Origin of the sequence: Streptomyces sp. NPDC021212 (assembly GCF_044332925.1) — a bacterium.
Lineage (GTDB): Bacteria > Actinomycetota > Actinomycetes > Streptomycetales > Streptomycetaceae > Streptomyces.
In genome coordinates, this window is the sequence record NZ_JBIRPZ010000019.1 from 115,482 (window position 1) to 128,633 (window position 13,152).

Here is a 13,152-nt window from a genome sequence, read left to right on the forward strand (position 1 = left end):
GTCAGTTGCCGGAGACCGTGACCGTCTCGTCGTTCTTCAGCTCGCCCACCAGCTGCTTGACCTTGGGCATGTCCCACTGGACCGCGCTGCCCTTGGGAGTGGACAGGCCGGGGTTGGAGACGGGCATGTTCATCTGCTTGCCCTCACCGCCGGAGACGCTCTTCATCGCGAAGAACATGTCCTTCAGGTCCCACAGGCTCATGTCCTTGTCGACGATCAGGCTGTCCAGGCCGGCGCCCATCATCGGGTAGAGCTTGAAGGGGTTCATGACCGTGCTCGGCGAGGCCGCCTTGTTGGCCAGTGCGGACAGGAACTTCTGCTGGTTCCTGGTGCGGTCCAGGTCGCCGCCCGCGAGTCCGTAGCGCTGTCGTACGAAGGCGAGCGCCTGCTGGCCGTTGAGGGTTTGCTCGCCCTTCTTGAGGTCGTTGCCGGACTTCTTGTCCTTCATGTCCTGCGGGATGTTGATGTCGACCCCGCCGACCCCGTCGACGATCTTGGCGAAGCCGTCGAAGCCGATCTCCGCATAGTGGTCGATCTTCAGGCCCGTGTTGTACTCGATGGTCCGGGTGAGCAGCTCAGGGCCCTCGGAGGAGTACGACGCGTTCAGCTTGTTCTGACTCTGCGGGATCCGGTTGCCGCTCGACGAGCCGGTGAAGGCCGGGATGGTGACCCAGGAGTCACGCGGGAGGCTGACCATGGTGTTCCCGTTCTCACCGACGTGGAGCAGGATCATGGAGTCGGTGCGGCGGCCCTCGGCGGAGCCGGTGTGCAGCTTCTTCTTGTCCTCGGCGGACATGCCCTCACGGCTGTCCGAACCGACGATCAGGTAGTTGGTGCCCTTGCCGCCGGTCGGCCGGTCCTCGACCTTGCTGAGGTCGACGTCGCGCTTGAGCTTGCCGTCGGCCCAGAAGTAGGTGCCGATGCCGACCGCGAGCAGCACCACGACCAGGGTGACCAGGCCGATGGTTATCCGGCGCTTCCAGTTCACCGGTCCGCCCCTCCGCGCGCCGCCGCGTCCGCCGCCCCTACCCGGCCCGTCGGGGCCACGGCCGCCGCCGTAGACCTGGCCGGTGTTGTAGCCGTCGCCGCCATGGCCGCCGTAGTCGTCATAGCTCGGCGAGGGCCGCGGAACGTTCCCCCGCGGCGAGAACTCAGGGGGCATCGGCGGCTCGGCGGGCTGCGGCCCGCCGCCCGGCGCCGCCCGGCGCACCTGCGGCATCGAGCGGGCACCCTCTGGCTGGGGGTTACCGCTGCCGCCTCCGTACCGGTCGTTGCGGTCACCGGTCCAACCCTGGGGCCAATCGCTCATGTATGGCAGTGTGCCTGGTCGGACCCGCTGTCTTACAGGGCAGGTGCCGGATCGGGGCATGGCTGTTGCAGAGCTGATAAGAAGCCGGCCCGCATATGGTGGACGGCATGACCAAACAGGCCCAGGGCGTGGATGTGGATCTTCCGGGCAAGCCCACGTCCGCCTCGCGCACCACCCTGTCGCACATCATGACCGGCAGCGACACCAACCTCCTCGGCACGGTCCACGGCGGCGTGATCATGAAGCTCGTCGACGACGCCGCCGGGGCGGTCGCCGGACGGCACTCCGAGGGCCCCGCGGTCACCGCCTCGATGGACGAGATGGCCTTCCTGGAACCGGTCCGCGTCGGCGATCTCGTCCATGTGAAGGCCCAGGTCAACTGGACCGGACGGTCCTCGATGGAGGTCGGGGTGCGGGTGCTGGCCGAGCGCTGGAACGAGTCCACCCCCGCCACCCAGGTCGGCAGCGCCTATCTGGTCTTCGCCGCGGTCGACGCCGACGGCAAGCCCCGGCCCGTACCCCCGGTCATACCGGAGACCGAGCGCGACAAGCGGCGCTACCAGGAGGCCGAGATCCGTCGCACCCACCGGCTGGCCCGCCGCCGCGCGATCAAGGAACTGCGCGCCCGGCGCGCCGCGGAGGCCCCCGAGGAGCTGTAGGCCGCGATCAGCGCCGGGGCTACGCGCAGCCGCCGCTACGCGCAGCTGACCTCGTCGCCGGTGACGGCGGTGATGCCGGGGCGGTCCTTGCGCGGGTCCTCGGTGCGCACCGGGTGCACGTCCTTGTAGTCCGCGCCGACCGTGACCTGCATCACCCCGCCCTGCTTCGGCACCGGCTTCAGCTGCGCGCCGGGCAGCGCGGCGGCCAGGGTGCGCACCGAGTGGTCCCAGACCGGGTCGTACGTGATGACGGTGCGCGCCACGTCCTTGGTGGCCGCGTCGGCGGGGGAGCCGGTGGTGGCGAAGCCGGTGGCGTGCAGCGCGCGGTCCGCGCGCCGGGCGAGCCCGGCCGTCCCGGTGCCGTTCAGTACGTGGACCCGGACCTGCTGTGGAGCCACGTCGACCACGGTGGCCCGGGGCCGCGCGTGGTGCCTGGTCAGCGGCAGGTCCTGGCGGATGGCGTCGAACAGCCGCTCGGCCGCCGGCCCGTCCCAGTGGAGCGTGGAGCCGACGCCCTTGAGCGGCTTCCCCGGCAGGACCACCGGGACCGAGGCGAACTCGGAGGACGCCGGGGTGAGGCCGTTCATGGCCCGGCCCAGGGCCATCAGGTCCTCCGCGCCGAAGTCGTGGTCGGCGCGGACCGAGCCCAGCAGGGTGGTGGCGACGACGTTGAACCGCACCGGGTTCAGCAGGATGCCGCTGGCCGCCGCCTGGTGGAGCACCGAGGCCAGGAAGCGCTGCTGGCGCTGGATCCGGCCGAGGTCGGAGGTGCCGTCGGCGTGCCGGGAGCGCACGTACTGGAGCGCCTGGCCGCCGTTCAGGACATGGCTGCCGGCCGTCAGGTCGAGGCCGGTGTGGTCGTCCTTGAGCCGCCGGGACGTGCACACCTTCACCCCGCCGACCACGTCGACGGTCTTCATGAAGCTGGTGAAGTCGACCTCCAGGTAGTGGTCGATGTGCACCCCGGTCGCATGCTCGACGGTGCGCACGGTCAGGCTGGGCCCGCCCTCGGCGTAGGCGGCGTTGAGCCGCTGCGGATGGGCGCGGTGCCGCTTCCCGGTCCGGCCGGTGTACTCGGGGATCACGGCGTACGAGTCGCGGGGCAGGCTGACCACGGAGGCCCGGCGGCGGTCCGCCGACAGATGGACCAGGATGATCGTGTCGGTGCAGTGGCAGGGCGCCCCGCCGAGCCGGTACAGCACCTTCTCCTGCCGGGTGATCCGGTCCCGGCCGTCGGTGCCGACGACCAGGAAGTTGACGCCTCTGCCGGCGCTCTTCGGCCGGTTGTCCAGGCCGCGGAAGGCGTCCACCCGGTGGATGCCGGATTCCAGCTCCCGTACCAGCAGATGCCCGATCGCGCTGATGGCCAGCACGAGGCACGCGACGAACAGGGCGATCCGCAGCCCCCAGCGACGACGGCGGCGGCCGGAGCGGGGCCGGGGGCGGGGGGTGCGCGTCGATCGGGCCGGTGCACTCACCGAAGGAGACCTCCGTGAACGGGCCCGGGCGGGGCGCTGGCGGGTCGGAACCGCTGTCACGGTACGGCCATACGATGAGCGTTCCGGCGCCCCACGCCGCCCGTAGCGCCCGCTGCCACCCGGGCGGCGCGTTCCGGTGCCCCCATTCGCGGTAACGTGGGCGCGCTACTGCAGTCTCCTGGGGGCCCGGCGCCCCCGAAACCCCGAGGTGCCATGCCCCCGCGTCAGCTCCCGGCCGTCTCCGTGATCATGCCGGTGCTCAATGAGGAACGCCATCTGCGCAACTCCGTGCGGCACATCCTGGAGCAGGAGTACGACGGTGAGATGGAGGTGGTGATCGCGGTCGGCCCGTCCGCGGACCGCACCGAAGAGATCGCCGCCGAGCTGGCCGCCGAGGACCCGCGGGTGAACACCGTGCCCAACCCCACGGGCCGGACCCCGGCCGCGCTGAACGCCGCGATCAAGGCGTCCCGCCACCCCGTGGTGGTGCGGGTCGACGGGCACGGCATGCTCTCGCCGAACTACATCGCGACCGCCGTGCGGCTGCTGGAGGAGACCGGCGCGCAGAACGTCGGCGGCATCATGCACGCCGAGGGCGAGAACGACTGGGAGCGGGCCGTGGCCGCCGCCATGACCTCGAAGATCGGCGTCGGCAACGCCGCCTTCCACACCGGCGGCGAGGCGGCCCCCGCCGACACCGTCTACCTGGGCGTCTTCCGCCGTGAGGCGCTGGAGCAGCAGGGCGGCTACAACGAGGAGTTCATCCGCGCCCAGGACTGGGAGCTGAACTTCCGGATCCGCGAGGCGGGTGGGCTGGTCTGGTTCTCGCCCGAGCTGAAGGTCTCGTACCGGCCGCGGCCGAACGTGCGGGAGCTGGCCAAGCAGTACCGGAACTACGGGCGCTGGCGCCATGTCGTCGCCCGCTTCCACCAGGGCTCGATCAACCTGCGCTACCTCGCCCCGCCGACCGCCGTGGTGGCCATCGCAGCGGGTGCCGTGGTGGGCGCGGCCGTCACCCCGTGGGGCTTCCTGGTCCCGGGCGGCTATCTGGCGGCCATCGTCGCGGGCTCGCTCCCGGCGGGCAAGGGGCTGCCGGTGGGGGCGCGGGTGCGGATCCCGCTGGCGCTGGCGACCATGCACATGTCGTGGGGCTGGGGCTTTCTGACCAGTCCGCGGGCGCTCGCCAAGAAGGTCATCGCCAGCCGCCGCCCGGCGGTCATGGCGAGCCGGACCTCGTAGTCACGTACGCGAAGGGGCCGGACCACGTGGTCCGGCCCCTTCGTCGTGCCGTCAGAAGGTGGAGGCCGTCAGAACGTGTAGTTCGGGTTGACCGCCATGCACGCCTTCTTGTCCTCGCCGTTGAGGGCGTCGGCGCTCTCCGGCGTCTTGTCGTCGTCGGCCGCCGGCCCGGCCTTCGGGTAGGTCGTGCCCGCACGCCAGTCGTTGCCGACCACCACGGTCACGTCCTGCACCGACTTCGAGGACTTCACCGCGGTCTTGGGCAGCCCCAGCGCCTTGGCCACGGCGAGCGCGTCGCCCTGCTCGGCCTCGCTGGGGTAGGCCACGGTGGTGTCGGCCTGCGAGATGAGCACCGTGTTCGGGGTGGCCTTGGTGTAGCCGAGCCGCATCAGCTCATTGGTGATCACGCGGGCCCGGCCGGAGACCGGCCCGTACACCATGGAGGCGGTGCCGTTCTGCACGACGACGGGCACCTCGCCCTTGGGCGCGGTGGGGGCCGGCGTCTTGTCGGGCTTCTTCTTGTCCTTGCCGTCCAGCGCCGTGTCGTTGCGCAGCAGCGCGAAGGTCTGCTCGGCGTCGCCGGGCTTGGGCTCCACGAACTGCTCGTCCGCGCTGTACTGCCAGGGCATCGTGACCATGGTGGTGCGCTCGGTCGGCACCCGCTTCAGGTCGTTGCCCAGGTTGTAGAGCTTCTTGACGTCGCCGAGGCCGTGGTCGACGGTCAGCGCGTCGGTGGCCGCCTCCGCGAGGTCCATCAGCTTGCCCGGGTCGCTGAGCTTGGTGCCCTTCTTCAGCTGCCGGATCATCGAGCTCATGTACATGTGCTGGGCCTTGGCCCGGCCGATGTCGGTGTTGTCCTCGAAGCCGTAGCGGGTCCGCAGCCACTGGAGGGCCTGGATGCCCTTGACGGAGTGGGTGCCCTTGGTCAGCCGCAGCCCGGAGCCGTGGCCCTTGCTGTCGTGTGAGTAGACGTTGGCCTTCACACACACCGGAACGCCGCCGACGGCGTCCGCCATGGAGACCACCCCGCTGAAGTCGATCATCATGAAGTGATCGATGTATATGCCGGTCAGTTCTTTCCAGGTGGCCACCGTGCAGCCCGGACCGCCGTGCTGGAGCGACTGGTTGATCGCCGCCTCGGTCTTCGGGTAGACACGGCCGTCCTTCGGGTCGGTGCACCGGGGGATGGTCACCCGGGTGTCGCGCGGAATGCTGACCACCGACATGTTGCTGCGGTCCGCCGAGACGTGCACCAGCATTTGCACGTCGGCCAGCGGCTTGCGGTCGGCGTCCTGCTTGGCGCCGCCGAGCTTCACGTTCTCGGCGGTGTTACGGCTGTCCGAGCCGATCAGCAGGATGTTCAGCGGGGTCTGACCGGCCGCGTTCGGCTCGGGCTTGCCCAGCTTGCTGTCGCCGAGGTCGAGCGCTTCCTTCCGCAGATTGCCGTTCAGGTGGTTGTAGTACAGATAACCGCCGGCTGCCGCGCCCAGTATCAGCACGGCGAGCGTCAGGGCGCTCCACCGCACCACCCGTAGTCCCCGGCCGCGCTTGGCCGCCAGAGGTTTGCCGCCACCGCGGCGCCCCGCGTCGTCCGACGCGGGGCCTTCCGCTCCGGGCGGGCTGTCATCCTCACCGGTGCTGCGAGGCTCGGGTACGGCTTGCCGCCGTCTCTCCCCCCGCACACTGCTCTGTCGCATCGGGCCCCTCCCCGTACTTCCGTGCTCGTCCGGACCGATGGGCGAGCGTGCTCACGGCCGGGAGTGGTCACTTGGCGCAGACGTTCTTGTCGTCGGCCTCGACCTTCTGAATGTCCTTCGGCGCCTTGGCCGGAGCGGAGATGGAAACACCCGCGCCCTTGAAGTCGGCGCCGAGCGTCAGCGTCATCTCCGCCCTGGGGGCGGCGTCCTTCGTACCTTCCTTCATCGCGGACGCGGGCAAGCCCATGCTGTCGGCCAGCCGGCGTGCCTGGTCCGCCTGGTTGGGAGCGTACTCCAGAGTAGTCTTGTCGAGATCTGCCGGAGCGTTTCCGCCGTTGCTCGTCAGCGGCATCCCCTCGGTGTTCTGCATCCAGTCGAGGGTCTCCTGGGCGGCGCCCGTCTGGCCGCTGCCGTTGAGGACCTTGGCCCGGACCTCCGACGCGTCGGCCTTCGGCCCCTTCAGCCGGGCCGCCTGCTTGTCCTTGGCCGCCTTCTCCTTCTGCTTCACCTCGGTCAGCGACACGTCCTGCCGGACCATCTCGAACAGCGGCTCGGCCTTGGTCTGGTCGAGCAGCACCGTCGCGCCGTCGGTGTTGTCGACGACCGGAACCGTGGTGAAGGTCATGTTCTTCAGGTTGATCTTGCCGAGTTCCTTCCCCAGCGTGACCAGCTTGTCGACGGTGCCGATGCCGGTGTCCACGGTGAGCGCCTTGGTGGCGGTGTTGGCCAGGCCCCACATCTTGCTGGGGCTGCTGAGCGTCCCGTTCCCCTTCATCTTGCGCATCATGGAGCTGAGGAACTGCTGCTGGAGCTTGATCCGGTCCAGGTCGCCGCCGAAGCCCACGGAGTGCCGGGTCCTGACGAACGCCAGGGCCTGCTCGCCCTTGATGTTGTGGTTGCCGGCCTTCAGCTTCAGATGCGACTTGGGGTCGTCGATGTCCTTGGCGAGGCAGACGTCGACCCCGCCGACCGCCGTGGACATCGACTTCACGGCGTTGAAGTCGGCCATCATGAAGTGGGTGATGTCCAGCCCGGTGATCTTCTCGGCCGTCTTCATGGTGCAGCCCGGGTCGCGCCCCTCCTGCCCGAGGCTCGTGTTGAAGCGCGCCTCCTGCTGGCCCCGGATGAACTTCTTCTTCCCGTCCGCCTGCTTGCTCTCGCAGTCCGGGATGTCGGTGATCATGTCGCGGGGGATGGACAGCACCGTCGCGTTGGTCCGGTCCTTGGAGACATGCATGACGAGGGTGGTGTCGGCATGGCCGACGCTCCCCGCGTCGCCGTAGCCTTCGTTCCCCTTGCCGTCGCGCCGGTCGGTGCCGATCAGCAGGATGTTCATCGGCCCGTCGGAGACCGCGGCGTTGTTCTCGCCGATGTCGACCTTGCTGATGTTCCCGTTGAGGTGCTGGTAGACGAAGTACGCCGCGGCCGAGCCACCGACCAGCACAAAGGCCAGGGTGCCGGCACCCCAGAACAGCGCCTTCTTCGTCTTCGACTTCTTCGGCTTCGGCTTTCGCCTGCTCGCGGGAGTCGCCGCCTTCTCCGGTTCCCGCTTGCCCGCCGCCCGCCTGCGCCCCCGCGGCTCGGGCTCGGGGGCGCGGCGCCGGCCCGTGGTTCTGGGGGCCGAGGGGGATGCGGCGGCCGCGGCCGTCTCCCCCGCAGGGTTCAACCGCAGTTCGTAGTTGCCGGTGTTCGGGTCGAACACCCATTGATCGGCGGGGTCGATGTCACCGTCCCGCCCATGGCCTTGCGCGTCCACGGTCGCCTGTGTCCTCCGTCGGTGCCACGCGGGCGCCTCCCCCTCAAGGCGCTCGGTCCGTCTTCATATGCAGTGCGCGGTCACCTCTCGGAGCGCACCGGATCGCTCACACTATCCGCCCGGATCCGCGTCAAGCGACGCCGGTGACAAATTCCACTTCCCTACAACTGGGCAATCTGCCCAATCCTTTCGAGATTCTTCACGAGTCCTGGCCTCGCCTTTACCGGCTTTTAGCCACAGACGGCACGAGCCGCCGTGGTCCCCTCGTACGGAGTGCGGTCCGTACCCTTGGGGTCCTCCTCGCCGTGGGCCGCCGTGACGGCGTGGGTCACCGACACCGGGCGGTCCAGGCGCAGTTGGCGGAAGAGCCGGTCCGCGTCGGGCTGGACGAGTTCATCACGATTCTTGTTGTACGTATACGGCTGTCGTGGAATCGTCAGGAAACGGATCTTGTCGCGTGGGATGTCCCGCATCCCGCGCACCAGGCCGTACAGGTCCTTGAGGGTGTCCAGACCCGGATCCGTGGTCAGCGCGGAGGTCGCCGCGTTGAGCACGGGATACAGCTTCGCCGGATTGAGCAGCACACCATTGCTCTGCACTTTCTTCACGAGTGAGCTGAGGAACTCCTGCTGGCGGGCGATGCGCTCCGTGTCGCTGCCGTTGCCGATCGAGTAACGGGCGCGGACATAGCCGAGTGCCTTCTCCCCGTGCAGCACCTGACGGCCCGCGGGCAGTCGCAGATGCGCGTCATCGTCGTCGACCGGCTCGGTCAGGCACACCTCCACGCCCCCGACCGCGTTCACCAGCTTCTTGAAGCCGCTGAAGTCCACGATCACATGGTGGTCCACCCGGATCCCGGTGAGCTTTTCCACGGTACGGATCGTGCAGGCCGCGCCGCCGAACTCGAACGCCCAGTTGAACTGCGCGAACCGGGCCGCCAGCCGGCCACCCTTCGGCCGGTCGCAGCCCGGGACGTCCACCATCAGGTCGCGCGGGATGGACACGGCGGTCGCGCTCTTCCCCCCGGCCTGGAGGTGCAGCAGGATCGTGGTGTCCGAGCGCTGGGTGCCGGTGTCCCGGCCGTACTTGCCGTTCCCCTTGCCGCCCCGGTTGTCGGAGCCGATCACCAGGATGTTCTGCGCGTCGCGCACCATCGACACCGGCCGCTCGGCCTCGTACTTCCTCAGCTCGTCGGCGGTGCGGGTGTCGGTGCGGATGTTGCGGTCCAGGTGCTCGTAGAACCACCACCCCGTCCCGGCGACCGACAGCACCAGCAGGGTCGCGCCCAGCGCGACCACGCGCAGCCAGCGGCGCCTGGGTCTCGGCGCCGGCTCTTGGCCGTCAGTCGTCACGTCCGCGTCCTCCCACCCCGCCTCCCGCCCGGCAGCGGACAGGAGCGGTATCGCGTGCTGGGCCGATCATTGGTACAGACATGCGAACCCCGCACAGGGTTGTACGTATCCGTCGATCATCGCGCGGGGTGCACGCCGGGGCGCGCGGGCTCGGCCCGGCAGTCCGCCGGACGGGTCAGACGGGCGGCCGGGCCGTGGGCTGCGAGAGGACGAAGAGCCGCTACACCGTGACGCGCTCGCTCTCGCGGCGCTCCGCGAGCCCCTTCTCGTCCAACTGGTCCAGATGGCGGCACAGCACCACCGAGCCGCCTGCCGCCAGCGGCGCGTACAGCCCGTACGACAGCCCCTCCCAGCCGTCGTACGGCAGCCCCGACAGCACCCGGGAGCCCGGCGTGAGCCCGCGCGCGACCGCGTCGGCGCGCGCCCGCTCCACCAGCTCCGCGCCGGTCAGCTCCAGCCCGCCGACGGCCAGCGCGGGCGCGTCCGGGTCCACCGGGGCGTACGGCGCGAAGCGGTCGCCCTGGCTCGGCACCTCCACGGCGTAGTCGGCGAACCCCTGCGGCGGCTGCGGGAACCGGCCGCCCAGGGGGCGCAGGGCGAGCGCCATCCGCTCCCCGGAGCACGCGCGCGCCTCCTCCAGGGTGTCCGGCCCGCTCACCACCACATCGGCCGCGGCCGGATCGCCGCCCACGTCCGCGTGGACCCCGACCGACGAGCAGGCCAGCAGCCACACCGCGGTCTGCCAGTGGGCGGGCAGCAGCAGGGCCACCCGGTCACCGGGGGCCACGGCCAGATCGTCCTGGAGCAGGTTGGCGGTCTTCGCCACCCAGTTGGCGAACGTGGCCACGGAGAGTTCGACGCGCTCGCCCGTCGCGTCGTCGTAGAAGGTCACGAGGGGGCGTGCGGGATCCGCGGCGAGCGCGGATCGCAGCAGGTCGGCAGGGGTGCGATCGGTGGCGTTCATCCGCGCAAGGGTACGCGTCCCACCCGTCCGGCGTAGGGGCCGACGGGGGAGGTTGACTGCTCCGGTCGGCCCTGGACCGCGCGTCCCGATAGACACTTTTGTAACGATATGCACAGGATTTTCATCATGCGTGGATTCCTTGCATCCTCGGTCGGCGTCGTGTGCACCGCCGCCCTCGCCCTCCCGTCCGCCCTGGGTACCGCACATGCCCGGGACGACCGCGCCGACCTCGTGGGCAGCACCCAGTCGCTGCCCCTCTTCCCGCTCGACCGGGCGGCGACCGCACCCGGCGGCGACCGGCGGCTCGCCGCCCGCGACGTATCCCCCTTCTCCCTCGTCGGCGCCGTCTGGAACGACGCCTCCGCCGACCTCGGCGGCCGGGTCCAGGTGCGCACCCGCGCCGCCGACTCCGGCACGTGGTCCGGCTGGCGCGACCTCCCGGCGTACGACGACGACGCCCCCGACCCCGCCTCCGGAGCCGCCTCCGACGGCGGCGCCGGCCATCCGCGCGGCGGCACCGCCCCGCTGTGGGTCGGCGACTCCGACGGCGTGCAGGCCCGCGTCCGCGCCGCCCGGCCCGCCGGTGCCGCACCGGCCGCCCTCCCGGCCGGGCTGCGCCTCGAACTCGTCAACCCCGGCGCCGCCCCCGCCCCGCCCCCGGCCCACCCCACCGCCGCACAGCCGGTCGACCCCCATCAGCAACCGCACCCACACGAGCACCCCACGGACATGCCGCAACCGCAACCGCAGCCGAACCCGCATCCGACCGCCATGCCGCAACCGCAACCGCAACCGCACCCCACCGGCGGGGCCACCTCGCCCGGCACCCGGCCCGCCTCCCCGACCCCGCGCCCGTCCGGGTCCGCCCAACGCCCCACCGGCCAGGCCGAGTCCAACGCCGCCCGCCACACCGCGCCCCGGCCGCGCATCATCACCCGCGCCGGATGGGGCGCCGACGAGACGATCCGGGAGAGCGGCAGCGCCTACAGCAAGACCGTCAAAGTCGCCTTCGTCCACCACACGGTGACGGGCAACGGCTACTCCTGCGCCCAGGTTCCCGCCGTTTTGCGCAGCATCTACCGCTACCACGTCCAGAGCATGGGCTGGCGCGACTACGGCTACAACTTCACCATCGACAAGTGCGGAAACATCTACGAAGGCCGCGCAGGAGGCATCGCAAAGGCCGTACTCGGGGCGCACACCCTCGGCTTCAACCGGAACAGCATGGGCGTCGCCGTCCTCGGCACCTACTCCGCCCAGAACCCCTCCGCCAAGTCCGTCAAGGCCCTCTCCAGACTCATCGCGTGGAAACTCGGCCTCTTCAACCGGAATCCACGCGGCACCACCCATCTGGTGTCCGGCGGCGGCAACAGGTATGAAAAGGGCGCCGATGTGAAGCTGCGCGTCGTCTCCGGGCACCGTGACGGCTTCGCCACCGAGTGCCCCGGAGAGCGCCTCTACAGCAAGCTCGGCTCCGTACGCAGCGCAGCCGCCCGGCTCCAGGGGCGCTGACGAGGCGCGGTCCGGGCATCTGCATAAACTGGCCGCCGACCACGGGGAGCCAGAGCAGGAAGCAGAGACTACGTGACCAACGCGCCAGCAACGCCAGAAGCGATCCTCCTGGTCGGCGGCAAGGGAACGCGGCTGCGCCCGATGACGGTGCACACTCCCAAGCCGATGGTCCCGGCGGCCGGCGTTCCCTTCCTGACCCACCAACTCGCCCGCGCCCGCGCCGCCGGGGTCGAGCACATCGTGCTCGCCACCTCCTACCTGGCCGAGGTCTTCGAACCGTACTTCGGCGACGGCTCCTCCCTCGGCCTGCACCTGGAGTACGTGACGGAGGAGGAGCCGCTCGGCACCGGCGGCGCCATCCGCAACGTCGCCTCCCGGCTGCGCTCGGGCCCCGACGACCCGGTGCTCATCTTCAACGGCGACATCCTCACCGGCCTCGACATCCGCGCCCTCGTCGACACCCACTGCCGTACCGGCGCCGACGTCTCCCTCCACCTCACCCGGGTCACCGACCCCCGCGCGTACGGGCTCGTGCCCACCGATGAGCAGGGCCGGGTCACCGCCTTCCTGGAGAAGCCGCAGACCCCCGAGGAGATCGTCACCGACCAGATCAACGCGGGCGCGTACGTCTTCAACCGCTCCGTGATCGATGCGATACCGGACGGCCGGCCCGTCTCCGTCGAACGCGAAACCTTCCCCGGGCTCCTCGCCGAGGGCGCCCACCTCCAGGGCATGGTCGACTCCACGTACTGGCTCGACCTCGGCACGCCGCAGGCCTTCGTCCGCGGCTCCGCCGACCTCGTCCTCGGCCGCGCACCCTCCCCGGCCGTCCCGGGCCGCTGCGGCGACCACCTCGTGCTGGACTCCGCCACCGTCGCGGGCGACGCCAAGCTCACCGGCGGCACGGTCATCGGGCCGCAGGCCCGGGTGGGCGCGGGCGCGCACATCGACGGCAGCACGGTGCTGGAGGGGGCCGTGGTCGAGGAGGGCGCCGAGGTCCGCGACTCGCTGATCGGCGCGGGGGCCCGGGTCGGCGCCCGTACGGTGCTGCACGGCGCGGTGGTCGGGGACGGCGCGCTGGTGGGCCCGGACAACGAACTGCGCGACGGGGTGCGGGTGTGGTGCGGGGTGGACATCCCGCCGGGGGCGGTGCGGTTCTCCTCGGACCAGTAGCCGCCGGGCGCGG

The 13,152-nt window shown here is 70.7% G+C and carries 10 protein-coding genes; 4 read left to right on the plus strand and 6 right to left on the minus strand.

Annotated elements, in window-relative coordinates; all coding sequences use genetic code 11:
- Position 1: 1 nt before the first annotated feature.
- Positions 2–1,309, minus strand: a complete 1,308-nt coding sequence (locus ACH4SI_RS37200) for an LCP family protein (RefSeq protein ID WP_398303841.1) — start codon at positions 1,307–1,309, stop codon at positions 2–4.
- Positions 1,310–1,416: 107 nt separating this feature from the next.
- Here ACH4SI_RS37200 and ACH4SI_RS37205 point away from each other — a divergent pair, with 107 nt between their 5' ends.
- On the plus strand, positions 1,417–1,968 hold the full coding sequence (locus tag ACH4SI_RS37205; RefSeq protein WP_398303843.1) for an acyl-CoA thioesterase: 552 nt from the start codon (positions 1,417–1,419) through the stop codon (positions 1,966–1,968).
- Between the two features lie 35 nt (positions 1,969–2,003).
- Here the strand turns inward: ACH4SI_RS37205 and ACH4SI_RS37210 are convergent, their stop codons facing one another.
- Complete coding sequence (locus ACH4SI_RS37210; protein WP_398303845.1) at positions 2,004–3,446, minus strand: LCP family protein; 1,443 nt, start codon at positions 3,444–3,446, stop codon at positions 2,004–2,006.
- A 213-nt stretch (positions 3,447–3,659) separates the two neighbouring features.
- Here ACH4SI_RS37210 and ACH4SI_RS37215 point away from each other — a divergent pair, with 213 nt between their 5' ends.
- Positions 3,660–4,685: a glycosyltransferase family 2 protein gene (locus tag ACH4SI_RS37215; protein WP_398303848.1), complete on the plus strand. Its 1,026-nt coding sequence runs from the start codon at positions 3,660–3,662 to the stop codon at positions 4,683–4,685.
- Positions 4,686–4,753: 68 nt separating this feature from the next.
- On the opposite strand, the gene ACH4SI_RS37220 is transcribed toward ACH4SI_RS37215, so the two are convergent.
- The 4 genes from ACH4SI_RS37220 to ACH4SI_RS37235 form a co-directional block, all read right to left on the minus strand.
- The gene (locus ACH4SI_RS37220) at positions 4,754–6,382 is read right to left on the minus strand and encodes an LCP family protein (protein WP_398303850.1); all 1,629 of its coding nucleotides are present in this window, start codon (positions 6,380–6,382) and stop codon (positions 4,754–4,756) included.
- Positions 6,383–6,449: 67 nt separating this feature from the next.
- Positions 6,450–8,138, minus strand: a complete 1,689-nt coding sequence (locus tag ACH4SI_RS37225; RefSeq protein WP_398303852.1) for an LCP family protein — start codon at positions 8,136–8,138, stop codon at positions 6,450–6,452.
- A 230-nt stretch (positions 8,139–8,368) separates the two neighbouring features.
- A complete protein-coding gene (locus ACH4SI_RS37230) occupies positions 8,369–9,490 on the minus strand; it encodes an LCP family protein (RefSeq protein ID WP_398303854.1) in 1,122 nt (373 codons plus the stop codon).
- Positions 9,491–9,710: 220 nt separating this feature from the next.
- Complete coding sequence (locus ACH4SI_RS37235) at positions 9,711–10,454, minus strand: TIGR03089 family protein (RefSeq protein WP_398303856.1); 744 nt, start codon at positions 10,452–10,454, stop codon at positions 9,711–9,713.
- A gap of 126 nt (positions 10,455–10,580) precedes the next feature.
- Between ACH4SI_RS37235 and ACH4SI_RS37240 the strand changes: the two genes are divergently transcribed.
- Together ACH4SI_RS37240 and ACH4SI_RS37245 are read left to right on the plus strand one after the other, a co-directional pair.
- Positions 10,581–11,966, plus strand: a complete 1,386-nt coding sequence (locus ACH4SI_RS37240; RefSeq protein ID WP_398303858.1) for a peptidoglycan recognition protein — start codon at positions 10,581–10,583, stop codon at positions 11,964–11,966.
- 72 nt (positions 11,967–12,038) lie between these two features.
- Complete coding sequence (locus tag ACH4SI_RS37245) at positions 12,039–13,139, plus strand: sugar phosphate nucleotidyltransferase (protein WP_398303860.1); 1,101 nt, start codon at positions 12,039–12,041, stop codon at positions 13,137–13,139.
- Positions 13,140–13,152 lie beyond the last annotated feature (13 nt).

Bases quoted from the DNA above. Each gene is read 5' to 3' on its own strand.
- ACH4SI_RS37200 (WP_398303841.1), bottom strand. From the start codon at position 1,309: ATGAGCGATTGGCCCCAGGGTTGGACCGGTGACCGCAACGACCGGTAC.
- ACH4SI_RS37205 (WP_398303843.1), top strand. From the start codon at position 1,417: ATGACCAAACAGGCCCAGGGCGTGGATGTGGATCTTCCGGGCAAGCCC.
- ACH4SI_RS37215 (WP_398303848.1), top strand. From the start codon at position 3,660: ATGCCCCCGCGTCAGCTCCCGGCCGTCTCCGTGATCATGCCGGTGCTC.
- ACH4SI_RS37220 (WP_398303850.1), bottom strand. From the start codon at position 6,382: ATGCGACAGAGCAGTGTGCGGGGGGAGAGACGGCGGCAAGCCGTACCC.
- ACH4SI_RS37235 (WP_398303856.1), bottom strand. From the start codon at position 10,454: ATGAACGCCACCGATCGCACCCCTGCCGACCTGCTGCGATCCGCGCTC.
- ACH4SI_RS37240 (WP_398303858.1), top strand. From the start codon at position 10,581: ATGCGTGGATTCCTTGCATCCTCGGTCGGCGTCGTGTGCACCGCCGCC.